The sequence below is a fragment of the Nocardia sp. NPDC006982 genome, from assembly GCF_042869435.1.
Taxonomy (GTDB): domain Bacteria; phylum Actinomycetota; class Actinomycetes; order Mycobacteriales; family Mycobacteriaceae; genus Nocardia.
Window position 1 is genome coordinate 90,443 of the sequence record NZ_JBIAFV010000015.1, and the last position, 26,665, is coordinate 117,107.

A 26,665-nucleotide genomic window follows, 5' to 3' on the forward strand; every position below is an offset into this window, starting at 1 on the left:
TGAGCGCAGATGGCTGAGCTGCCGGGTTATCTCAAATGGCTGGAATGGGTCGCCGGATCCGACTGGCCTGCGGGCGATCCCGACGGCATGTGGGGTTTGGCCGATGACTGGCGCGCAGCGGCCGCCGGACTGCGCGACATTCTGCCCGATATCCGTGATGCGAAAACCGCGTCGCTGAAGGCATATCAGGACGGCGACGGCATCGAGGCGATCATCGCCAACTTCGACAGTTATCTCGAAGGTCCGCAATCACTCGAGATGCTGGCCCGCGATTTCGAGAAGCTGGCCGATTCGGCGACCAGCGTCGGCACCGAAATCGAATACGGCCAGCTCATGCTGATCACCTCCCTCGCGCTGCTTGCGGCCGAGATCGCGATCGCATGGATCTTTCCGCCGACCGCGCCCGCAGAGGAGGCGCTGGCGATTGCCGGAACACGGGTGGCCATCCGGATAATCGCCAAGCGGATCATGGACAAGATCGTCGAGATCGTGGCCAAATTCCTCGGGCGTCGACTGGCGAATTTCCTGGTCCGCCACATTGCCATCGACACGGCCCTCGGCACCGTCCAGGACTGGGGAATTCAGCAGTACCAGGTGAATTCGGGACATCGCAAAGAGGTCAACTGGGAGCAGGTCGCCATCACCGCGATCAGTTCCGGGGTTGGCGCCGGTGTCGCGAGCCCGATCGGCGAGCGTCTCGGCGAGAAGTTCGCCGAGACCGAGATGAAGGCCTGGCTGCGTGGACTGCTCACCGGTGCGACGGCGGGCACAGTGGGTGCCATCGCCGGATTCGGCGGCAGCGTCGGCGCGCAGTTCGCGTTCACCTGGGCGAAGTCCGGACCCGAAGGTGGCTGGGACAAGGCCGTCGACGGTCTGAAGAAGACCGAATTCGACCTGCGCATGTTGACGGCGGGAGCCTCGAACGGCGCGATGTCCGGTGCGAATCGAGCGGCGGCCGAGCAGTTCTATCACAATCGGCATCCGGATTGGTACCGGCCGAGCGGTACGCGGGTCAACCCGGATGACCTGTCCCGCATTGGTTTTCGCCCCGATGCCGGGCCGGTTGGTGCCGATGCCGGTGGGCGTGCGGGCGCTGGTTCGGGAACCGGGCAGACCGGCGAAGGTGCGCCGAATGCGGGGCATACGGGGGAGCCTGTCGCCGGTCGTGGCGGTGGGGACGGTACGGCGGATGGTTCGACAGCGCATGCCGTGGACGACGGGTCGGGGGCTGATGGTTCGTCGAATAGTCATGGTGCGAGCGATGATTCGGCGCAGGCCCACAGTGCTGATGACGGTATGTCGAAGGCGGGGGCCTCCGGTGATGGTTCTACTGCGCGTGCCGGTGACGATGGTGCGGTGGCGCGTGCTGGTGATGATGGTGCGACCGCCCACGCGGGTGATGACGGTGCGACTGCGCGTGCTGGTGATGACGGTGCGGTCGCGCGTGCGGGTGATGACGGTGCGACTGCGCGTCCTGGTGACGATAGTTCTACTGCGCGTGCCGGTGACGATGGTGCGGTAGCGCGGGCTGGCGATGACGGTGCGACCGTGCGCGCGGGCGATGATGGCGCGGCGCGTGCTGGTGATGATGGTGCGACCGTGCGCGCGGGCGATGATGGCGCGGCGCGAGCTGGTGATGACGGTGCGACCGTGCGTGCCGGTGACGATGGTGCGACCGCGCGTGCTGGTGATGACGGTTCGACCGCGCGTGCTGGTGATGACGGTTCGACCGTGCGCGCGGGCGATGATGGCGCGACCGCGCGTGCTGGGGACGATAGTTCTACTGCGCGTGCCGGTGACGATGGTGCGACCGCGCGTGCGGGGGATGACAGTTCCTCGACTGTACGCGCCGACGCGGATGGTTCCGCAGACACGCAGCGCATCGGCGATGGAACGACGGATGGTGGAGTCGACCAGTCGAGCACCCGGAATTCGGAGGGGGGAACCGGATCGGAGGGTGCCGTCCGGTCCGCAGGAGAAGCCGCAACTCATTCAGATCACTCTGCGGTACAGGCGAATTCGAATGCCGAGTCCAACCGTGTCGGCGACCGTGCGGGGTCGGCCGATCACGCGGGAGCGTCGGCGCGCGAGGGGCAGAGCCGCCTCGATGCCGGTACCCGGGCCTCCCTGACCCCTGCGGGCCCGGAACACACTTCGAACACGAACGCCGATGGTTCGCGCATCTCCGGCGACAACGCGGCCGCGCATGCAGGCGCCGCCGCAGCGTCGACCCCACTCCAAACCGGCACTGCTCCTACACATTCCGGGCCCGCGCCAACCCACGCCGCACCCGACGCACGCACCGGCGCAACACCATCCACACCGCGCACAACCTCAACCACCGACATGCGCCCTGGCGCAACCGCCAACGCCGAAACCTCCCGCGGCGAACAGACCCGCCCACAACCGACCGTCGAACCCCGCACCACAGACCCACGTTCCGCAACCCCATCCACCGCCGATGGGCGCACCACCACCGACGGCCGCCCCGGCCCGGACCGATTCCGTAACGGCACCAGCGACACGTCCTCCGAATCCGAATCCCGCCGCACCACACCCGAAATCCGTGCGGGCGCAGCCCAATCCACACCCAACCACCCCACCACCGAACCCATAGCAGGCCCACAGGCAGCACCAGCCCCCATCCACGCCGAGACCCACCCCGACAGCAATGCCACCGTCCGCCCCAACAGCGACACCGCTGCACCCCCGGACAGTGCCGGCGCCGTGCAGCCCAATGCGGATACCGTTGGGCGCTCCGACAGTGCCGGTGCCGAGCCCCCTGCCAGTGAACCCGTCGCACACCCAGACAGTGCCGGTGCGTTGCGGCCCAATGGGGATACCGCCGGGCGGTCCGATAGTGACGGTGCCGTGCCCCCTGTCAGCGACAGTGCCATGCACCCCGACGATGACGGCGCGGCACGTCCGGACAGCCACAGCGCGGTGCAGCCCGACAGCACCAATGTGCTGCGGTCGGAGGGTGAGAGTCCGGTGCAGCCCGACAGCGCCAATGTGCTGCGGTCGGAGGGTGAGAGTCCGGTGCAGCCTGACCGCGACGGCGGTGTTCCGTCGGCGAGCGACGGTGCCGCGCGGCCTGACGGTGACGGTGCCACGCGGGCCGACGGTGACGGTGCCGACCGCCCCGAGGGTGATGGCCACGGGCGCGACGGTGCCGTGCGTCCCCAGGCTGACGCCGCCGCGCGGCCTGAAGATGCTGAGCGCGTAGGGCCCGAGGGTGACAGTGCGGTGCGGCCTGACGGCGGCGACGTTGCGCGACCTCACGGGGAAGGTGCCGTACGGTCCGACGGCGACCGCGCCGCGCTGCGCGATGGTGATAGCGCTCCGCGGCACGAAGGTGATGACGTGGTTCGCCCCGACGGTGATGATGCAGTGCGTCCCGGCAATGAGGGAGACGAGGGCATTGCGCACTCCGGTGACGACGGTATTGCGCGCTCGGGTGACGACACTCCGGTGCGTTCCGAACCTTCCGAGGTCCGGCATGCGGCGGATCCGACGGCGCGGGAGGACGGGGCGCATCGGGGGGTGGATGCCGAGCCTGCCAAGTCGCATCGTGCCGATGATTCGGCGCGGCGGGAGGAGGTCGAGGTGCGGCGGGAGGCGGCGCGGCAGCGGGCTGAATCTCTTGATCCTGCAGCGGCTTTCGTGCCGCAGCCGGTGGCCGAGCCGCATACGCCGCGGACCGCGGGGGATGCGCCTGCGGATAGGTCACGCGAGGGGGCGGATGTTCAGCAGCGGCAAGGGGGCGATGAGCCTCGGATTGCGGTGCGGAATCGTGGTCGGTGCGCGGAGTTGTCGCTGCGGTTGATCAAGGCGCTCACCGGGAGTTCGGCGATCAGGTTGCCGGAGCGGGTGATCGGGCTGGACGGGATGACGGCCGCGGAGGTGCAGACGGCGGCGGGTGGGCAGTTGCGTTCGTATGAGGGTCATGCCGAGATCGCGCGGCTGTTGCTTTCCATGCCGGAGGGGTCTTCGGCGCTGGTTGTCGATGAATACAGCGGTGCGGTCGACAGGTACAACGTCGGCGCGCACGCGTATGTGCTGGTGCACGAGAACGGCGGGATCGTGGTGCGCGATCCGGGGGCGGGCCGAGTGGAGGGCTTCCCGCCGACGGTGCCGCGCGAACTCCGTGGCACGTACGCCATCGCCTTCGACTCGGCCGGAAATCCGTTGCACCAGCTCGGCTCCGAGCATCCACTTGCGACCGATCCCGGGGCCCGCATCGGCCGCTCGCTGGATGCGCAGCCCGATCAGGTCCGTGAACTGTTGCGCCAGACCGAGACCGGGCGGCGGATCGCGGCGAGCTTCGACAACAGTCCCGTTCGCGACGGATTCGAGCCGTCCGCGGGTGACGGCCGAGCCGGTGAATTCCGGCGACGCGAATTGACCGCGGTCGCCTTCACCTCGGGTGCCGATCATGTCCAGCAGGCGCTCACCCTGGCTCACGAATCCGTGCACGCCGAACGGTACGTCCAGGGCCGAACCGGTGATGTCCGGGGGATGGCACGCGACGAATTCGTGCGCACCATGGTCGACGAAGAGGCTGCGGCAACGGGCCGCCGCTTCCAATTGGCCCAGGAATTCCGGGATCTCGGCCACGACATCGCCGTGCACCCGCTCGAGGAAACCTACACCGCCGCCTATGACCGCGCCGCCGCCGATCTGTCGGCAAGCGATTCGTCGCTTACCCCGGCCGAGACCCGCGAGGCCGCACATGAGGTTGCCGTCGACGCGCTACGCCAGGAAATCGCAACCCACGAGTGGCAAAACGGCAAGAACTATACCGATTACTACGGCGACGCCTGGGATCGCGTGCATGCGGCCAGTGCCGAACTCCCGTCGGGCGCGCGCATGCACGACACCCCTGCGGATATCGCCGTAAGCCTGCGTACCGCGGCGCTGGACCGCGAGTCGGCCTTCCGCGACCTGCGCAACACCTCGGAAGAACTCGCCGAGCGCGCGACCGCCCTCGGCCTCGATCCCACCCTCGCTGGACAGCCGCTGCAACGCCAGATCACCGACCGCCTGCAGCGCATCACGAATGAACTTGCCGGACCTGATGTTCCGCCCGAGCGGCAGGCCGAACTGCGTACCGAACAACACGAGTTACGCATCCTCGCCGACCTGGCCGACCAGCGTCAGCATGCCCAGGCGACCTATGACCACCGCGCCGACCAGGTGGCGAATGCGGCGATCGAAGAGGTGCTCACCCAACACGTACGTGAGAACCCGAATGCGCGGATGCTCAACGAACACATCGTGCATATCCCCGGAGAGCCCGACCGGCTGGTCATCGCGTCGGGCACCGATGACCACCAGCGCGTCCTGTGCGATGCCCAGCAGCACCCCGAAATCCGCGAACTGCTCGACCGGCCCGAGGTCGTGCGCGAGCACCTGAACGTCGACGCCGACCAGGCCGGCCGCATCAGGGTCGAGTCCATCGACGAGCCGTCACCCAACCAATTCGATCGCGCCACCGATCTCACGCCACCGGACCGTGCGGGTCAGGCGGCCCAGGAACGTATCGCCCGGATTCGAGAACAGTTGCGGGAGACCGAAGTCGGCCGCTGGGCCGACGAGGTGCTCACCCGCCACGACGTCGATATCGTGCACGAGTCCGGCGCCGACGACCGCTACTACCCGAGCCGCCGCACCCTCGCCCTGGATGTCGGCGCCTCCGATCCGGCACAGATGGCCGCGCTGGTACACGGCGCCATCCACGTCGAATTGGCACATACCCGTGAGACTCCCGGCGGTGCGCAGGAACGCATGCGCCTGCCGCGCGAGGAATACATCACGCGCATGCTCGACGAGGAAGCCCGTGCGCACGCGCTGGAAATCGTTGCGGCGAAACAACTCAGGGCGGCCGGACATGATCTCGTGGAAACTCCGCTGGAGCGTGCCTACACCGCAGCTTACGACGAAGCCCGAGCCCGAGCGCACGAAGAGAATCCGCAAGCGTCCGCACCAGAACTCGATCGAATCGCCAATGATACGGGCCTGGACGCCATCCGCCCCGAGGTGGCTCGGCATCGTCTCGAGCATTCGACCGAAACCCATGCCGAGTTCTACGGCCACGCTTGGGATGACGCGCACGGCATCCGCTCGTTCGACGATATCGTCCGCTCCGCCATCGCTTCCGGTGAGCGTTCGGTCACGGTGCTCAGCGAGGGTTCCTCGGTGCATGCCGCCAGGAAGGTGGAGCTTGTCACCTTCAACGATGGCACCGAATTGATCCGCAAGACCGTCATGAATCCGCGCCACGCCGTCGCCGAGCGGTTGGCGTCGCTGCTCGGCCGTACTATCGGCGCGAATGTGCCCGAGGTGTTCCACGCCAAATCCAATGTCGTGTACATGGAGAAGTTGGCGGGACGTGTTGCGGCCGAACGGCATCCGCAGTTCATCGATGTGCACGAGCTCGGTTACGCCGATACCGTCGCGGGTCGTGCGCTCGGCCTGCTGGACGCGCTGATCCGGATTCCGGACCGCGACGGACAGGGCTGGATGATCGGCCCACAGGGTGAGGTGCTCGGCATCGACCACAGTCGTGGGTTCGAGGAGAGCGACGCCGCGCGAAATGCATTGAGCCCGTTCGCCGAACACTTCCTGCGGCGCAATGGCGACAGCATCGAGGTCATCGACCACCATCTGTCGCGCACGGTGATCGACGCGATCACCGAACGCGTGGCCGCGTTGCGACCGGAGTTCGACATGCACGGTCGCGGCCACTGGCACGACACAGTGATGGCGCGCCTAGCCGAAATCCGTGCGCACGCCTCCGATCTGCCGTCCCACGGCGATACCGCAGTGCGGCCGGAGGACTCGAGCAGGCACGACGCGGATTTCGACGAGCGCCCGAACGCCTACACCAACCGGTACGGCGGCGACAACCAGCACGGCATCCACGGCTGGGTCGACGCCGATGGCGTACTGCGCGCAACGGTGCGTGTCGGTGACGGCACGCCGACCGGGCGCGAAATGTTCCGAGACATGATGCGTGAGCTCGGACATAAGGTGACCGAGATCCGTGCCGAATGGAACGCCGACGACCGGGTCCGGGACAACCTCGACACCTTCAATGCCGGTATGCAGGAGCTGTACCTGACTCCGGAGGAGGCGGCGCGCAACACCTTCACCGGAAAACTGGCCGTCGAACTCGGCTTCACCGAGGTGAGCTTCGATCACGATGCGATGCGCGGTCGGCCGGGCGCGCACGAGAAGGTCGTCGCGTATTTCAGCAGGCCGGAGACCTCGGTCCGGCCCGAAGCGCCGGGCGACGGCGCGGATTCGCCCGAGTTCCGGCCGACCGGCGACAATCCCGAACCGGACGCCGGGGTCTGGCAGGTCCGGCCGCGAGATATGACCGGTGGTCCGGTGTGGGAACTGCTGGGGCGCAGCGAAACCGGACGCGAGGCGGCCGATGCACTTCGGGCCGCCGGTGCTGCGGTGCGCTTCGAAGGTGGCCGGCCGGATTCGTTCAACGGCCGGACCATGGACGTGTCCGTCGACACCGATGACCGCAGCCAGCCCGCCCAGGCGGAGGCGCTGGTACGTGCGGCGGTACTCGCGGACGCCGTGCTGTCCGGTCGGGTCGAGGTGGATCCGGCCCGTATCCGCGCCACCGATCGCGCGGATTATGTCGACGCACAGCTGCGCACGGAAGCGGAGGTGCTCGGCAGGCAGGCCGAGTTGCGCCGTGAGCTGGGTGCGGCCGGATATCCGGAACCGGCCCCGACCACACACGATGTTGCGGATTCGGCCTACACCCGTGCCTTGCACGAGCAGTATCTGACTGCCCGCGACGCGGCCGTGGCCGCGGCGGATCCGGGCCTGGGCGAGCACGAACTGCGCCGAATCGGCCGTGAGGCGGGCATCGAGGCGCTGCTGTCCGGCGATCTGTTCGACTCGCCGCTGTATCCGAGCGAGGGCGCGAGTCTGCGGGATATCCACGGCGGTACCTGGGATGCCCATCAGCATCCGGATGGAATGCACGAGCCGACTTCCCCGGAATCGGCACGGGAACTACAGCGCTTGGTCCGCGAATATGCGGCGCTCACCCGGGAACTGCGTGCGGTCGAGGGCGATTGGGATCGTGCGGTCCGGCGGTTCGGCGCCTTCGACCCCGAAACCCACCGCGGCGACCGGGAGCTTTTCGAGCGCGGCCGACAGGCGGTGGCGGACGACAGAATCCGGCCGGTGGGCGCACTGAATTCCGAGCGCCCCGCGCAGGTGCGAGCGCTGGTCGAGGCGACCCGTCGACATACCGAGGTGCAGGCGCGGCGTAACCATCTGCTCGATGAGATCGCGGCACGAGTCGGTCGGGACGTGCTCAGTCCGGAAGTCCCCGAGCAGCATTGGGTCAGCGACCGCGTCGCGGTGCTGCCGGGTGAACCACTGCGAGTGATCGTGGTCGATGCTCGCGGTGACCATGCCGCGATATCGCGCGCGGCGGCGGATCGAGGCAGCGACCTGCATCGCGCCATCCGCTACGGCGATGCCGTCGCGGAACGGGTCCGGGTCAGCGTCGACGATTCCGGGGCCGTCCAGGTGCGCCGGGAGCCGGTGGATCTGCGCGCCGCCTGGGTCGACGCGGCCGCAGCGGATGTGCGCGCGGAGGTCGACCACTTGGTGGCACCGCGAACGCCGGACGAACCCGCCGCGGCATTGCCAGACCAGTCGATAGTGGACACCGCGCAGGTGGCGTCGGACCGGCTGCAGCGCATCCTCAGGGGCAACGAACTCGGACGGTGGGCGACCGAGGTACTGGCCAGACACGGGGTCGAGATCCGCTTCGGCCTCGACGTGGATTCCAGCCGCTACGACGGCAGACAGCAGCGCGGCGTCGATGCCGGATACGACCCGGCCTCGAATACCGTGCTGCTCGGCCTGACCGATGCACCGTCCCAGCATGCGGCGGAAGCGATTCGGGCGGCATATCTGGCCGAACAGCTCGGCGACGGTCCGCTCGAGCGATTCACGCTCGGGCGTGACGAATACGTCGATCTGATGTTGGATCGGGAGGCGGTGGCGCAGGCCAGAGCCTTCGAATTCGACCGGTGGCGGCAGTTCGGGACGGAAGCATCACCGGCTCCGGAAACGTTGCTGTCCAAGGCATATGAGGACGCCTTCAAACGGGCGGAGCAGCAAGCCTTGCGGGCCTACCGCGACAACCGTGAGGTAGCGGACAGCATGATCGATGCGGCCGCACACCATGCCGCCGCCCGTGAAGTGCGAAGTCGGTTGGTGGAGTTGGGGCCGCGCGTCGACGGTAATGACCTCGCCGCGTTCTATCGGGCGCAGTGGGACAGCGCGCGTGGAATCACCCGTGCACCCGGCGAGGGGCCGTCGACGCGCCACACCGACACCCCGGCGATCCGGGATCAGCGCAGCCGTCAATACGCGGTGGAGATCGAATCCCTTCGGCTGCTGCGTGATTCGGGTCGTTTCGTGCCGGTCGGTCCGGCCGAACGCGCCTATGTCGACGCCTACGATCGCGCCTATCAGCGTGCGGAGCGGGCCGCGGCTCGCTCGAATGATCCGGCGATCCGGCCGGAGCGGGCGGGTTACGAAGCCGGTCGCGAAGCGCTGCGCAAGTACATCGACAAGGTCGGTCTGGAACCCGCCGAGGTCGCGTTCGATGTCGCTCGGCACGCCGGCGACAACGTCGACGACTATCGCCCGTGGACGGATACGTCCGAGCCCGAAAGCGGGCGTCCGGCCGATCAGGATGCGCCGCCGCGCCAGATGAGTTCCGAGGAAGCCGCGGACCGGGTACGTCGCGCCCTCGACGACGAGCTGGCGCGGGATCCGGGTGGCGCCCGGCGCACCGAACGGGTCGCCCAATTTCCGGGTCACCAGCCCGTGGGACGCGGACGTCTGGTTGTGGTGGCACCCGAGGGTCAGCACATGGACGCGCTGCGCGAACTGGCCGCGACGCATCCGGAATACACCAGTGTGCTGTGGGACGGCACGCAACGGATCGAATATCTGCAAGTGGGGCCGGGTTCCGATGGTTTGCACGATGCCCGGTTCATCGACGCCGACGCTGCCGAGGGTCCCTACCGTCGCCCGAGCGAAGACGAGGCGGCCACCGAACTACTCGCGCACTACCTGCGCTACCGCGCCGCCGGACACACGGATCTCGGGTTCGATGCCTGGGTGCGCCAGCTCGGCCCGGATGCCTTCGATACCAGGGAAAATGCGTCCCCGAACCTCGAAGGCAGACTGCGTCTGGACTTCATGGCCCGCGGTTACGAATTGGCCGAAGCGGATCCGTCGATCGGCGAGCCGCATCCGGCGGAGGTGGCGCGTCGTCTGCTGACGCGACAGGTGGCCATGCCGGAATCAGCTGATGCGGCGGGTCGGGAACGTCGCTGGCCGCAGTTCACTCGAACCGAGGTTAAGACGCGGGCGTGGGATTTCCCGGTCGTACTGCAGTCCGATGGCAATGGCGGCTGGCGGGTGGCGCCGCCCACCGGAGATGGCAGTGCGGGCGATGTGCTGGCCAGACAGTTCCAGGGCATGTCCGATACCGATACCGGGCGGCTCGGGGAGCGGATAACCCGAATCCTGCTCGACGGTTCGGCCGATCTGCACGACCACAGTGCGCCGAAGGGCCTGCTGCGCAGAATTACCGACCGACTGTCGTTCGGAAATCCCTCCGACCAGGGCGATTCCGCGCCACGACCGATCGATCGTCCACGGCCCGAAGACGATTCGTTCGACGCACCGGAGTTCCCACCGGCACATCCGGATGACGGCGCAGAGCGGCGACAGGCCCAGCAGCAGCGACAAGACGTGCTGGATCGGTTGGCGGCCGAGAATGCGGCGGCGGTGCGCGAGCGCGACGAGGCAAGGGCCGCAGGCGATCCGGAACACATCGCGCGGGCCGAGGAGCGGGTCGCACGGCTCGACGAGGCGATTGCGATCGCACTGCAGCGCGATGCGCTGTTGCGGGCCGGCGCGATTCCGGTCACCGATCGGGTCGGTGTGGTGCCGGATGAGCCGGCGCGCGTGTTCGTGGTCGGCTGGGGCGACGGTGATCCGGTTCGCGTGCTGGACGATGCTGCCGCTCGACATCCGCAGCTCGCGGAGTTGCGCGCCGAACACGGCACTGTCGTACGCGAGTTGCGGATCGGCGCGCAAGGCGAGACACGAGTGCTGCGCGTCGATGATCCGGGGGCGCGGCAAGAGGTCGAGCGGCCCGCCGAGGCCGGTGGGGGCGGTAAGAAGCCGCCGTCCAAGCCTCCCGTCCCCGCCGGGATGCCCGACGATCCGGATCACTCACGAAATGCGAACTCCGGCAACGGATCCGAGGAGGCGGCGGGACGGCCGTTCGCTCCGGCGAATCCGGACGAGCCGCGCCGCGTCGTCATCGATGCCAACGGCGAAGAGGTGCCGCTACAGGTGCGGCCCGACGACCAGGGGCACTGGCGAGTCGAAGCTTCCGAAGAATCCGGAACACCCGCTCGCCCAGCAGATTCCGAGCCACCCGAGAAGAAGTCGCCGCTGCGCCGAGCGTGGGAGCGGATTCGGGAGAAGGTGCGCGTGCGTGGTTACGTGGGCGACTACCCGAAGTACCCGTCGGGTTCGGGTGAGGACCGCCGCGGGCAGAACGCGCTGAAGGACGGCGTCGAGCATACGCCGGACCTGTTCGAATCGCATCCGAATACGCCACATCCGCCGCAGGCGACACCGGGGCACGAAACCGTCGCTCGACCGGCCCCGGAGAGTGAAGGCGGGGGCCTCAATATGGCCCGAATCGCCAAGGAGGGCTGGACCGCCTGGCGCAACCGGGAGCATCTGCCGATCCTGAACAGGCTCTCTAGTCGAATTCGGGATGTGGCAGGCGATTTCGTCGTGCCGCGCACACCCGATGGCGAGGAATACCGGTTCTGGGTCAGCGATGCCGATCCGGATCTGGTGCGCCAGACCGTCACCGAACTGCTCGAGGTCGAGGCCATCGCGCCGGAAGAGGCGCGGGCGGTGCTGGAAGAGGCACTGGCCGTCGCCGATCCGGAACAGCGACAGCGGATCATCGATGACCTGGAGAACTTCGGTCTGATCTCCGACGAGGAGGCCAGGGCACTCGAGCACGAGCCGACGCATCCGGAGCCGACCACCGAACTCGACGGTCCGCCACCGGAAGACGAATCACTCACCGATAAGGCACACCGGCTCGGTTTCGACCTGGCCGACGAAAGTCCGGAGACCATTCGCCGGGTGCTCGATGAGCAGGAATACCGGACGATGCGTGAGGCGGCCGCGATCGCGGGCCTCGCGGAGGCGGCCGATCGCTTCAACGAGGAGGTCACGCGTCCGTACGTCGATGCCGACCTGCTGGGTGACTCGGCGCCCGAGCTGCACGGTCGACAGCCGGTGGCGGGGGAGATCGAGGATCCCGATGCGCGGCGGCTCGATGAGGACGAGGACTACTACGAGGAGGACGAACCGACCAGTGAGTCCGGCCCCGAATTGGGCGCGCCCGATGCGGCGGGCCGTCCGGTGCCGCTGGCCGATCAGGTCAGCATCTTCGACGACAATCCGATGGGCCGCTTCCTCAAGGAGCTGATCAGAGCCTTCGGCGGCGATCCCGGTCTGCAGAACTTCCGGCCCGTCGGCAATGGCGCCGACCCGCTGCGCGAATGGGGCGATATCGGGGATGGCCAGGAACTGGGCCGCGACCAGGGGCCCAGGGTGTACTTCGAGCATGCCCTGCGCCGCGACCAACTTCGCGACGAGGCGTCCACGTGGGCGCAGATGTTCGGCTTGAACCTCAACGATGTGAACCCGCGGAATCTCGATGCCACTTTGCGCAGGCTGTGGGCCGAGAACGACGCGCGCGCCGCCAGGGTCGCCGAATTCGCCGATGCCGCCGAACCTCATCTGCGTGCCGGAGAGCAGGAGCCGGTCGGGGAGATCCACGGCGATCAGGTCGCTCGGGTGCCTGTCGAGGAGGGCGCGCCGGACCGGCTGGTGGTGATCAATGGGCCGCTGGACCGGGCGGATGCGCTGGCCAGGGCGCTCGCCGATGATCCGTCCCTGGCCGATGCGCTCAATCGTGGTGAGGTCGAACTCGATTACCGGAACGCGCGCACGGATCGCGTGGGCCAGATTCATCTGGATCCGGTCGAAACACCCGAGGTGTACCACCATCGGGAGACGATCGATGGCCGCGAGCTGGTCGTCACGATGGTGCGCGACAACGACGGTCAGTGGCGCGCCGTGCAGGCACCCGTCGAGGAGCCGACGAGCCATTCGCCCGGCCACGAAAGCGATGCGCCGCCGCGCACTCGGGCCGAGATGGTCGCCGAAATCGTCGATCTGGCAAACGAACTCGGCCTCGGACCGGAGGCGCTGCATCCCGATCGGCTGGCGCAGACCATCGCGGAACTGAAGCTGGCCAATGCTCTGCGCGCCGGTCAGGTCGAGGCGCTGGCCGACTTCGCGCGCACGATGAACGAGATCGAGAACTTCAACGATATCGGCGATGCGCGTGGCCAACTCGCGCACCGGCTCGATATTCCGGAGTCAGAGCTCACGCCTCGGCGGGTTGCCGAGGCGCTGGCCGATCCGGAATGGCGCAGTGCGCGCCGCGAACAGCAATTCAAGGATCTGGCCGATTACGCCAAGCAACTGCGCGATATCGATCTGGGAACGGTCAATGCCGCACGTGATCGCTTGGCCGCACAGCTCGGCCTGGCCGGCCCGGAATCGTTGCAGCCGCCCAAGATTCGGATCGCCGATGACGGTGAGATCCTGCGCGGACTGGACGCGAACGGACTCGATCCGGCGAAGCTGCGCAAGGTGATCGCGGGCCTCGAAGGTGACGGTAAGCACGATCAGGTGGTGGACGCGCTCACCGAATATATGCGCGCGCTGATCGATGTCGATCCGTACTCCGATGTGCCGCGGGGCGACCTGTCCGCCGATCCGCGGGCCGCCGGCGAGCCGCCTGTCCACGAACTGGCATGCGTGCAGGCGTTGCGTGAACTCCTCACTGAGGCAATGCAATCCGGTGATCCGCTCGATCTCGGAAGTGTGCTCGCGGGACATCCGGGCCGCACCGACGGCGCATCCGCCGAGGGGCGGGGGCGGCCCGAACCGAATCGCGACTGGGCCCGGCTCGTCGGTGTCGATATCGCGGGTGCCGACGATGCGACCTTCCGCAAGGTGTACGAGGCCTACCGCGATGGAAAGATCGAGAAGCACGAGGGGCTCAGTCCGAGCGAACTGACCGCGGAACTCGGCCGCATGCGCGCGGAGATCCAGACTCGCGCCGAACAGATCAGAAATCTCGCGGCGCTCCTCGATGAGTTCTATGACGCTCCGAGTGAGTTGGCTGGTGCGCCCCGCGGGTTGGGTGGGCCGGACGAGCGCGGACCCGGGCCCAAGCCCGTCGGCCCGGGGTCGAGCGGTGCGGTCGATCCCGCTGTCCGGTCTGGGGGCGATGAGTCTGAACCTGGTGTCCAGCAGGAGTCTGGATCGGGTGGTGTGGGCGATCCGCCAGTCAGGCCCGGGGGCGGCGAGTCGGACGCGGCGTCCGAGCCGGATTCTCGATCGGACTGGAAGCGGCAGATGGATGCCGAACAGGCCGGGTGGAACGCGCGCATGCATGCGGAACTCGATGAGTGGGTCGCCAAGATGGGTGGGGGCGAGGATTCGGCGGATCCACGGTCGCGTATCGACGCTGCGTTGGCGCGTGAGTCGGCTGCTGCCGAGGAGGAGTTCCGGCGTCGTGATGAGGAGGCCGAGGCCAAGCACAAGGAGTTGATGGATCGCCTCGATGAGGTGGCGCGTCGGCTGGAGGAAATTGCCGACGAGCCGGAAGATACTGCAACGGAGCAAGATTCGGCGGATCCACGGTCCCGGATCGATGACGCGTTGGCGCGTGAGTCGGCCGCCGCGGAAGCGGAGTTTCGGCGTCGTGATGAGGAAGCTGAGGCCGAGCATCAGGAGTTGATGGATCATCTGGACGAGCTGTCCCGTCGGCTCGAGGAGCGGTTCGGAGATCTCGATGACCCGCAAACCGCTGCGCCAGAGGCCGATCCGCCGTCGCGGATCGAAGCAGCATTGGCGCGTGAGCAGGCTGCTGCCGAGGAGGAATTCCGGCGTCGCGATGAGCAGGCCGAGGCCGAGCATCAGGAGTTGATGGATCACCTCGATGAGGTGGCGAATCGACTCGAGCAGGCGGCCGACGAATTCCGACAGTTGGATGAAAGACCGGATGAGGACGGCCCCGATCCCGCAGCCACACCGCCCGCCCCGCCGCACGACCCACCGGACAGCCCCGCCTCCGGCGCGAAGCCGATCCCCGTCCCGGATGAGGCGAACGGCGCTCGTGATACGAATACCGATGGGGGAGAACCGAAGTCGTCGGCCAACCCGGCCGAACATCCGTCCGTGCCGGTCGAACTGTGGCCCGGCGGATCCGGCGATGTCCCGCACCATATTTCGGAGCCACCATCCGAGCCGCCCCGCGCCGAGGCGGGGAAGCAGCCTGATCCGGCTGGCGCTGACGAGGCTTCGAACGGTCTGGAGCCTGTGCGTCAGGAACCGGATTCGGCTGATTCCGAGCCACCTGTAGATGAGGCGTCGACCCGTGATTCGGCGGATGGCGAGGATTCGGTCCATCATCAGGATGAAGACGCCGAGTATCGAGCGTTGGTAAACGAACTCGATGAGATGGTGCGGCGTCTCGAGGGGGCTTCCGAGGAACCGCCGCGGTCGGATGAGGATGGTCCTGAGCCGACGGCATCGCCATCGGGACCGCGACACGATCCGTCGGACAGTCCGGCTTCTGGTGCGAAACCGATCCCGGAGCCGTCCGAGCCGTCGCGCGCCGAGGAGCCTGTACTGGTTCGTTTCGACGACGATTCAGATGGTGTGGAGCCGGTTCGTCCGGAAGAGGCGGGTCCGGATGAGGGCACCGAACCGGTCGCGGAATCTGCTGGTGGCTCGAAGAAGCCGCCCGCTGACCCGCCTGCCGCGCCGACGTCCGAGCCGGAGGAATCGTCGGGCGGGAACCAGGGTGATGAAGAGCGCGGCGCGGATAACCGGCGCGCTGACCCGCCTGCCGCGCCGACGTCCGAGCCGGAGGAACCGTCGGGTGGAAACCAGGGTGATGAAGAGCGCGGCGCGGATAACCGGCGCGATGACTTACCTGCCCCGCCGACGTCCGCGCCGGAGCAACCATCGGGTCGGAACCAGGATGGTGAACAGAGCAGCGCGGATAACCGGCGGGATGACACGGAAACAGCCGGGAACTCGGAGCCAGGGGCCGAAGCCCGGACCGGACCGGAGCATGAGGAGGCGGTGCGGGCACATGCGGATGCGGTCGCGCGGCGGGATGCGCTGGCGGCCCGGATCGCTGAGCTGGCCGATCGACTTCCGGCACAGGAGGATGCGGATGCGTGGACGCCGCGCCGAATTCGGGCGACCGTTGCCGAATTCGTGGGGCGGCGACTGCTTTCGGATGCCGATCGTGCCGTTGTAGCCGAATTGGAGCGGCTCGCACCGGAATTCGCACGGGTGGATGCCGAGGTCGGCGAGCTCGCGGCACGTATCGGACTGGTCGACGAGTACGACCGGCTGCTGCAGGAGCGACGAGATCTGGTGCGCGAGCGCGAGTTCGTCCGCGCCAAGGCCAATGAGCGCGCCGTCAATTTGGGTCTGGACGATTCGACCGAATGGGTGCGCGGCGACCCGGATGCGCGCGACGAGGCGATTCAAGCACTGCATGCCCACGCACGGACCGATGTCGTCGATGTCCTCGGGGGTCTCGAGGAGGCGAACCGGCAGGTGCGCAGCCCGGTCGAGCCCGGTGAGCAGGGACGGCGCGAAGAGGCGCTGCGCAAACTCATTGCGGCGACCGAGGACTTCGAATCCCTCGACGATCAGGTCCGCCGTGTGGATCAGCGGCTGTCCGAGTTGGAGGACCAGGGCGTCGCGCGGCACCGCCCGCCGTCGGAGGAGGGTGCTGCCGAGATCGATCGGATGGCACGGGAGCGGGCGGAGGAACTCCGGCAGATCAAGCCCCGGCGGGCCATGCGCGACGATCTGGCCGTCCGGCTCGGTGTCGTCGATGAGTCGGGCAATCCGGATGAGGCTGCGCTGCAACCGGATCGGCTGCGCAGAACGATCGACAACCTGCGATTCGATGTGGAAGAGGAGGTGGTCGATGGCACGATGTCTCCGGATGAGTCGGAGGCTCGCCATCGTGAGATCGACGGACTCTTCGAGGCCGCCGACGATGTCAACCAGGCGCACAATCGGATCGGCCGACTCCAGGACGAGATGGCCGGAGCCGCGGGCGTATGGCGGCAGCAGGTCGAGGCCGAGGGCGGCCGGATAATCACCGACCGGGTCGGCATCGTGGAGGGCGAGCGGCCCCGCATCATCGTGTACGGTCCGCGCCCTGATCCGGCGTCGCCGCGTGCGGATCACGATCGAGCCCTCGCCGATGCGCTGCGTCGCGATCCCGCGGTCGCCCGGGCGATGGTGCGTCCGGAAGCCCGCGTGGAATACCGCCAGGTGCTCGCGGATCGCGAGGGCAGTACCCGGACGCTGCGAATGCCGCCACCCGAGATCCGACGACTGAGCACCGGCTGGCACAACGGCAGACGCATGGATATGACGTCGTGGGTCGACGCTGAAGGCACTGTGCACCATGTCGATCCGACCCGCCCGGATTGGGTCGGCAATCGCGATGCCGGGACCGTGCCTAAGAAGTTCACGCCCAAGGACCCACCGGACGGTGTCAGCGGCTGGGCCATGGAGGATGTCGTCAACGACATCACCCTGCCGACCGATCATGTGCCGCCGGGTGAGATCGCGGAGAGCACGCTGCCGGTCAATATGCCGCAGGCGCCGTCACGCTACGACACGTCGTCCGTGCCGCCGGGGACACCGATCTTCGAACAGCATTGGGGCGGCGACGCTTACAACATCACCCGGCTGATTCTGATGGCCGCGCAGACGCCGAAGCATCCGGCGGTGAAGGCCTGGATCCAGGCGCATCCGGAGATCGGTGAGTGGGTGCAGGCCCGGCCGTGGCTGCAGAAGATTCCGCCGTTCGGCACCGTCTTCCGCAACTATGAGTGGTTCGCGGGACCGGAGCGCAATATTCAGCCCATGCATCGGCCGTGGGATCCGGCCGAACACGGCAATCCCGCGGATCGGGTGGATATTTCCGAAGGGCTGCAACGGGAATGGGACCGCGATGTCGCGAACTGGCGTCGCGTGCAGGACTGGGCCGATGCCGAGTACGAGCGGTTCCGCGCCGATGACAGTGATATCGATCGGATCATGGACGGGCTCGACGCCCACCGCCGCGCCCAGCAGGTGGCCGCGGCACGGGATGTGGTCGGGACCGTGCAGGACAGGCTGGTTACCGCCGATCGCGGTATCGATCCGACCCGCGATGTCGATGCGCAGTTGTTGCGGATGCAGGACGAAAATTACCGTGTCGCAGACGATTTGGCGAATCGATTCACGGTCGATGATCCGGATGCGGTGCGCGACACCATCGCCGATATTCGCGAACTCCTGCGCGCGGGCGCGGATCCGGACGCCATTGCCCAGATCCTGGCCAAGCACATGCGCCACGACGTACCGGATTTCACGCGCGCCGAGATAGAGCAGATCAAGAACCACCTGATGGTCGATGAGCATCTGGTGCGCGACTACAGCGATCCCAATGGCGCGTATGTCCGTCGCCCGATGGACCGCCTTGCCGATGTCGCCGAGGCATGGAACCGGTTGATGGCCGGCGAACCGCTGCCCCAAGACTTGGTCCTGCTGCAGGATGCGCGCGCCGAATCCGACTTCCTGCGCGCCAATCCCGGTGCCACCTGGCGCGCCGCCAACACCCACGCCATCGGCCTCGGCTTCCACTGGGACGCGGACCGCCCGCCGCTCACCGACTGGCGTGCGGGCATTCCCTACGCCGTCGACATCGTCGCGCCTGATCCGTCCTGGTCGCCGCCCGACCAGCACGCCGGGCCCGAGCTGCCACCGCCGCCGGATGTGCCGCAGTTGGGTGCCAACCCGCCGGATCCGCCGAGCTCCGCTGGAAGTACGCGACCCGGTGCGGAGCCGGAATCCGTGCCGGAGGTTCAACCGGAAGGCGCTGCGCCGGGGCGTGATGCCGATGCGGCCGCTCGACAGGCGGAAATCGGGCGCATCGCGAACGAATGGGCGGCTACTTTCGTCGCCCGCGAAGACGCGCGCACCGCCCTCGACGAGGCTATGGCCGACCCGAGCCTGGAACACGCGGACGCACAACAGGCCGCCCCACGCCGATTGGACCAGGCCGATGCAGAACTGACGCGGCTGAACGAGGAACTGAGCCGTGCGGTCGCCAACGACATCGCGGAAACTGAAGCGAACCATCATGATTCGGTGGATGGGCGTACACGGCACGGTGATTCGGGTACTGATACCTCGCCCGAAGCGACTGGTGAGGGTGGTTCACGACGTCCACCCCAAGATCCCCCGACCCCGGCATCTCCGGACGAACCCACCGACCCGGTGCAAGGAATCGAGCGGACCCGTCAGCGCGCCGAGGCCGGTTTCGATGAGTTGCAGCGCCGCATCGACGCCTGGCATGCGGAAGCGTTGCGGGAAAACGAGCGCCGCTATGAGGAGGCCATCAACTCGCTGAGTGCGCCGGAGCCGCCGGTGTGGCGCGACAATTCATCGACTCCGGTGCGGGAAGCGTCGCTCTCGGACGGTGTCGAGCAACCTGATTCTGCGACTTCGCGACATCCGGATGTGGTCGGCTCTGATCCGGTGCGGCGGATCGAGGAAACGTGGCAGCGTGCCGAGGCAGGATTCGATGAGCTACAGCAGTGGATCGATGCATGGCATGCGGAGGCGTTGGCAGAGAACGGGCGTCGCTTCGACGAGGCCATGCGTGCCTTGGCTGATCCCGGTCCGCCGACGAGTTCTGACCCGCTAGCTGCGGATCCTGTTGCACGGCAAAGTGATCCGGTGCGTGAGATCGAAGAGATCCGCCAACGCACCGCCGCTGGCTTCGATGAGTTGCAGCGGCGAATCGATACGTGGCATGCGGAGGCGCTGGCGGCCAACCAGCGGAGGCATGAAGAAGCCCTCCGGGCACTGGCTGAGCGGCCGCTACCGGACGATGGCGCCGAGCAGAGCGATCTACTGCGCAGGATCGACGAGCTTCGCCAGCGTGCCCGGGCCGGGCTGGATGAGTTGCAGCAGCGGATCGATGCCTGGCACGAACAGGCTTTGGCGGCGAATCAACGCAGGTTCGACGAGTTCAACCGTTGGTTGAATGCGACAGTGCTGGAGGGGGATAACTCCGACGCGAGTGGTCGTGCTCTGGAGCGCGGCCAGCCCGATTCGGGTCCGGCGGCGGCCCAGGAACAGCACGCGGGGCAGTCCGGTGATTCGGCGTTGCCGGTGGACGGTGAATCGTCAGCGGGGAGGCAGGATTCCGCCTCGGCAGCGGATGAGGGGTCGTTTACTGGGCGACCAGGTGATTCGGCCTTGGGTGTCGGCGAGGAGTCGTCGGCATCACGGCGGGATTCGGCGTCGGAGGAGGCGAGCGGGCGGCGCGGTGGTGAGCCCGGGGACGTGCGGGTTTGGCCACTCGGTGGGCAGGAGGGAGCGGGTGCGCCGGAGGCCGGTGGTGATGGGGGATCCCAGCATCCGCCGCAGGAGCCGCCAAGTCCAGGGCAACCGGAACCGGGGGATTCGGGTTCGGGCGGTTGGCCGCAGGATGGGCCCTCGCGGATACACGAGCCTGTCACACCGGAATTGCGTGATGCGCTGCCTGGTTTGGCCGTGCGGATTGCGGAGACTGCGGCTGCCCGCCAGGCCATGGAACCGGGCATCGCCGAAGGTGCGAGGCGGCTCGGAGTCAACCCTGACGGTTTGAGTCCGCACGAAATACAGCGTGCCGTCAACGATTTGGTGGGCGAGGCAGAGGATCAGGCTGCCGCGATACGGGATCGTGAAAACGTCCCGAGCCACGAGATGGTGCAGCATTTCGCGGATCTCCGGGCCGCCGAGCAACGTGCCGCCCAGGTCAGGGATGCGGCCAGTGCATATCAGGCCGAGCTGCGCCGCTACATCCACGCGATGGGCGAGGAGAACGTGGCCCGGCAGCGCGCCGCCGTGCTCGCGTCTCGCGACGTGCTGGCCGGGGAACAGGCGCATATGGTCGCCGAGGGCGTCGGGATCGCACCTGATGGGCAGCGCGTGGTTGTCGCGTCGCCGTCGTCGGCACCCGAGCAGGTCATGCCCGCCGAGCTCCGCCGACAGCTGACCGATCAGGGCGTCCAGGTCGACTATCTGCACGTCGTGGTCGACGAATCCGGAGTCGTCACCGTCACCCCGATCCGCCCGCCCGACGAAGAAGCGGTACCGGCTCGCCCGACAGGTCCGCCGGAGAAACCGGGCTCGGGTTCCGCAGCGCCGCCGGAACGCGCTGCGGCACAGTCGGATCCGACGCAGTCATCGCCGGAAACACTTCGCGCGGATACCCATGGTTCGGATCCGACGCGATCCAGGGCGCAGGGGCCTACTGCGGACGGTTCGGATCCGACACGGTCAGCGCCCAAGACCCGGGCCGATGCGAATGGTTCGGATCCAAGGCGATCCGCGCCCGAAACACGGGGCACTGATGCGGGTGGTTTGGATCCGACGCGATCTGCGCCCGAGACACGGGACGCCGCTGCAGACAGCTCGGATCCGACGCGACCTTCGCCGGAAACACGGACCACCGGCGCGGCCGATTCGGATCCCACGCGCTCCACGCTCGAACCACGAGACGCTGACGGTTCGGAGCCGGACCCTGGAACCGCGCCCGACACTGCGCCGCATCCGGACGCTCTGACCCACGAGGTCCGAGCCGAACTCGAGCGGTTGCGTGCGGAACGTGCCGTGGCGGTCGCCGATCGCGAGGAATTGCGCGATCTCCGCCGGCTTCGTGCCGAAGGACTACCGGTCGATGTCGAGCAGGGGCTGCGGCCTGGCCTGCCGCTGGAGACGACCCTCGAAGAGCTGCGCAACCAGACCATGCTGGTTCATGAGCAGGCCGAGCGGCATGCGCGGATCGACGCACTCGAGCGCGCGGCCGACGAATTCAACCGTGCCGATGCCGAAGTGGCGCGGCTCGACGAGGCGATCGCGACGCTCGAACTGTCCGGAACACCGGAGGCCGTGCACGCCGCATTGGTGCGGGAACGTGCCGCAATGGCGGCCGAATGCGAGTTCTGGCGGGCCAAGCGCAATGACCGCGCCGAACGCTTCGATATTCGCGATCCCGATCACGCCCTGAACCAGGACAACCTGGAGCCGACGCTGCGGCAGCTCAGCGGCGATATGGTCGGCACCAGGGACATTGCGGGCACCGGCGACGAAACATCGAGGCCGGAACCGGAATTGGTGGGCTCGGCCGAACGCACCCAGCGCGAGAACAACATCTTCAAGCTGCAAGACGCGGCGGAGCGCTTCAACGAAGCCGATTCCGCCCTCGCCGAACTGGATCGGCGGATTGCCGCACTCGAGGGCGCGGATGTCATTGCACACCAGCCGCTGTCGGCAGAAACACGCGCCGAGCTCGACCGGCTCGGTGCCGAACGGGCCACCGAAGTGCTCGCCAGTAAGCCATGGCGCGGGATGTGCGACGACCTGGCAGACCGCCTCGGCGTGAACCGAGACGCATTGGGCCCCGCGGAGATCGACCAGACCCTGCGCGATGCGGCGAACCGTCTCGCGCCGACCGAGGAGAACACCAGGCAACTGCGACTGCTGCGTGCGGCCGCCGACCGAGTCAACCAGGCGGACAACAGGATCGGCCGCATCCAGGATCTGATGGCCGAACTGGCGGGAGCGTGTCGCGACGTCTTCGCCGCCGAGGGCGCTAGGCCGATCACGGATCGCGTCGGCCTCGTCGAGGGCGAACATCCGCGGATCATCGTGGTGGCCCCGCGCGGCACATTGGAGCATCCGCGCGCGGGCCACGATGCGGCACTCGCCGATGCGATCCGACGTAATTCCGCAGTGGCACAGGCGATGACAAGACCTGAGACGCGAATCGAATATCGCGTGATCGTCGCCGAGCGCGAGATGCCGGTGCGCATCGAGGAACTCGCACCACCGCTTCGCGACTATCTCACCGCGGGCTGGCGCGAAGGCTCGCCCGGCATCCATCTCACCCGGTGGCAGGACGCCAATGGTGACTGGCATCCGGTAAATCCGACCCGCCCGGACTGGACGACCAACCGCCAAGGTCCCAGGGTGCCAAAGGCATTCGAGCCGCGCGTACTTCCGGAGGGCGTCAGTGGTTGGGCGGTCGATCCGTTCCAGTCGTCCATTGTCGACCCGTTCCTGGATCCGCCACCCGGTGCGATCGATGAGGAACTACTGCCGCGGATCCCCGGGATGGACCCACTCGATCCGGGTGTGCCAACCTTCGAGCCGCCGATGGCGGGCGTGTTCTACAACACCATGCGCATCATCCTCGAATCGGCGAAGCTGTCCGGATTCACCTGGTGCAGCGATAAGGACCATCCGGGCCGTATCAGTCCGGGATTCAAGGGACATCCCTACTTCCGTCCGCGCGCGGCCGATGTGCAGCCGATGGCGCGTGAATGGGATCCGCAGGATCGGGTGCCCGATCGCGGCGAGTTGTCGGAGGAATACAAACAGCGCCAACGGGATCAGGAGGCGGCGTGGGCGCGCGTGCAGGACTGGGCCGACACCGAATACCAGCGGTTCCGCGCCGACGACAGCGATATCGACAGCATCGTCGATCACCTCGCCGCGCATCCGGATGCGGAAGGTGCGGCACGTGCCGTGCGGGCCGCGGAGATCGTCGATCAGATCGCCCGCAGACTCGACAGCTCCGGCGACCTCGACCCGATCGTCGACGCGCTCACCGGCCAGCTGCGGGGCGAACAGCCGGGTGACGCAAGACGATTGGTCGACAATCTTTGCGATCAGCTCGGCAACCTGGGTGCCGACCGCGCCGAATTGACCAGGTTGGTCGCCGACCGACTCGACAGCTCGACTCCCGCCTTCACCCACGCCGAGATCGAGCGGATCAAGAACCACCTCATGCGCGATCCGCATCTGGTGCACGACCCGAACGACGGCATCCTCCGTCGCCGCCCACTCGACGCCGTCGCCGATGTCGCCGAGGCATGGAACCGCCTGATCGCGGGCACCCCACTGCCACAAGACATCCTGCTCCTGCAGGACGCCCTCGCCGAATCGAACTACCTGCGGCACAATCCGATCGCCGCCTGGCACGACGCCAACCAACACGCCATCCGCATCGGCTTCGACTGGAACGCCAACCGCCCACCCCGCACCGACTGGCGCACCAAAATCCCCTACGCCCCACCCCGAGTAGACCACCAACCCCAACTTCCCCCACCCGCACTCCCGAACCCCGACGCCCCCCTCGCTCTCCCCCCGACCCCAATCAACGAACTCCCACAACCAGCACCGGCCGAAACACGACCTTCGCCCTCCGAGGCCACCGCGCCACCGCCGACAACGGAAGTGCCTGCGGTTCGCGAAGATTCGGAGCCGACACAGCCGCTGACCACAGACGAGAGCTCGACCACCGATCCGGGCCCGCAGTACGGTCATGGTCTGCCGGACACCGCAGACAGCCGCGATCGCGCCGACTCGTCTGAAGCCACGGCCCATGGTGATCGCGATGGCGAATCGTCCGCGCCCGAGGTGCCGCCGGTTCGCGAAGGTTCGGAACCCGGTGAGCTGCGGGGCACAGACGATCAGTCGGCCACGGATCCGGGCGCGCAGCATGGCCAGGATCTGCCCGAGGATGCGGGTCGTCGTGATTCTGCGAGTGACGAGTCCCCCGACGGCGCAGCGCGTCGTGGCGGTGACGGTGGATCGGACGAGGAGGTGACGCTTGGTGATCGTGCCGGCGTGGAAGAGTCGTCCGACGGTGCGGCGGGTCGTGGCCGTGCGGATGATGAGTCGTCTGAAGGGGCAACGCGTCCCGAGCAGGCAGGTGACGGGGAGTTGTCTGCGGGGCAGGCGCGGCACGGGCGTGCGGGTGAGGGGGCGTCGTCCGGCGGTGCCTCGCGTGGTCGCGCGGGCGATGGGGAGTCGGCCGGGGAGGGCGGGAGTCGTGGACGTGACGGGGGTTCGGGTGATGGTGGGGCTCGGTCGAATCGGGGTGGCGGGCAGGAGCCGCCGGAGGGGCGGTCGGATTCGGGTGATTCGGAGCCGTCGCCGCTGCCCGGCTCGGTGCTGCGCTCCCATATCCCGCATCCGCCGAGGCTGAACCACGAGTACGAGATGCCCGATCCGCCGAGCCGGGCACCGTTCGATCCGACGTGGCCGCTGCCGAAGTACCCGCCGGAACCCCCGAAGGCACCACACCCACCAACGCCGCCGCACCCGCCGAAGCCTCCGGTGCCGCCGAAACCGCCTGTGTCGCCGTATGAGCCGAAGCCTCCGGTGTCGCCGCAGCCGCCTGTGTCGCCGCACCCGCCGAAGCCTCCGGTGTCGCCGCAGCCGCCTGTGTCGCCGCACCCGCCGAAGCCTCCGGTGCCGCCGAAACCGCCTGTGTCGCCGTATGAGCCGAAGCCTCCGGTGCCGCCGAAACCGCCTGTGCCACCGCATGAGCCGAAGCCGCCCAAACCCCCGGTCCCCCCGGAGCCACCGCTTCCACCTACACCACCGGTTCCACCTACCCCTCCAGTGCCTCCGGTTCCGCCTTGCCCACCGACGATGCTGGAACCGCCGGTGCCGCCGACCACGCCGGTGCCGCCGACCACGCCGGAGCCTCCGGTGCCACCGACGACGCCCGAACCCCCGCAACCCCTGACGTTCCCACCCCATGACCCGACAACGCCCCCGCACGACCGGGTACACCCACCGTCATCAGGCCGCCCGTCGGAACCCCCGTACGGCCCGGGTGCACCCGTGCCTTCGGAGCCACCCGGCCAGCACCACTCCGTTGCCCCACAATCTCCCGGCTGGCTCGACGCATTCCGCGAGCCGATCAATCCCATTGCACCGCAACAAGACCCGACAACTCAATCAACTCCACCGATCACACCGCCGCCCATCGGCGCACCACCGCCCACCCGAAACCGTCAAGGTTCCAACGGCCATCGCAACCGCCCATCCCAGAACGGCAACAGCACAACCCTTTTCGTTCAACCCTTCTCCGGTTTCGGCGTGCCCGCACACTTCGACCCGGAAACCGGCGCACTCCAAGCCGTCGGCGGCGGAATCGGCCCGCAACTCGGCGTATACGGCGATCTTGGCGACACACCGGTCGTTTTCTACCGCGACCCCTCCGGCCTCGCCCTACGCATCGGCGACAACACCATCAACCTCGACACCCCCCTTGTCGCGATCGAATGGGAACCCGTAGAGAACCGCCGAACCCGCTTCGCCGTGACCGCCTCCGGCACCGTGGTCTGCCAACTCCTGTACCGCTCGCTCCCACCCGAACTCGACCTGGGCCGCCTGATCCACGACGTCTGTGCCACCCCCACCCGCCGCACCCAAATCTTCACCCGCTGATCCATGGCGCACCGCATCCTGCAACCGCGAAAGTTTCGGGAACTGCTTGCGCATCCGTACCAGGTCCGGCGCAATCGCCGCTGGTGAGTGTCCCAGC

1 protein-coding gene is annotated in these 26,665 nt (G+C 67.8%); it reads left to right on the top strand.

Translation table 11 applies throughout. From position 1 onward, the window contains the following. Nucleotides 1-9 precede the first annotated feature (9 nt). A complete protein-coding gene (locus tag ACFYOW_RS38695) occupies nucleotides 10-26,568 on the top strand; it encodes a hypothetical protein (protein ID WP_387295187.1) in 26,559 nt (8,852 codons plus the stop codon). Nucleotides 26,569-26,665 lie beyond the last annotated feature (97 nt).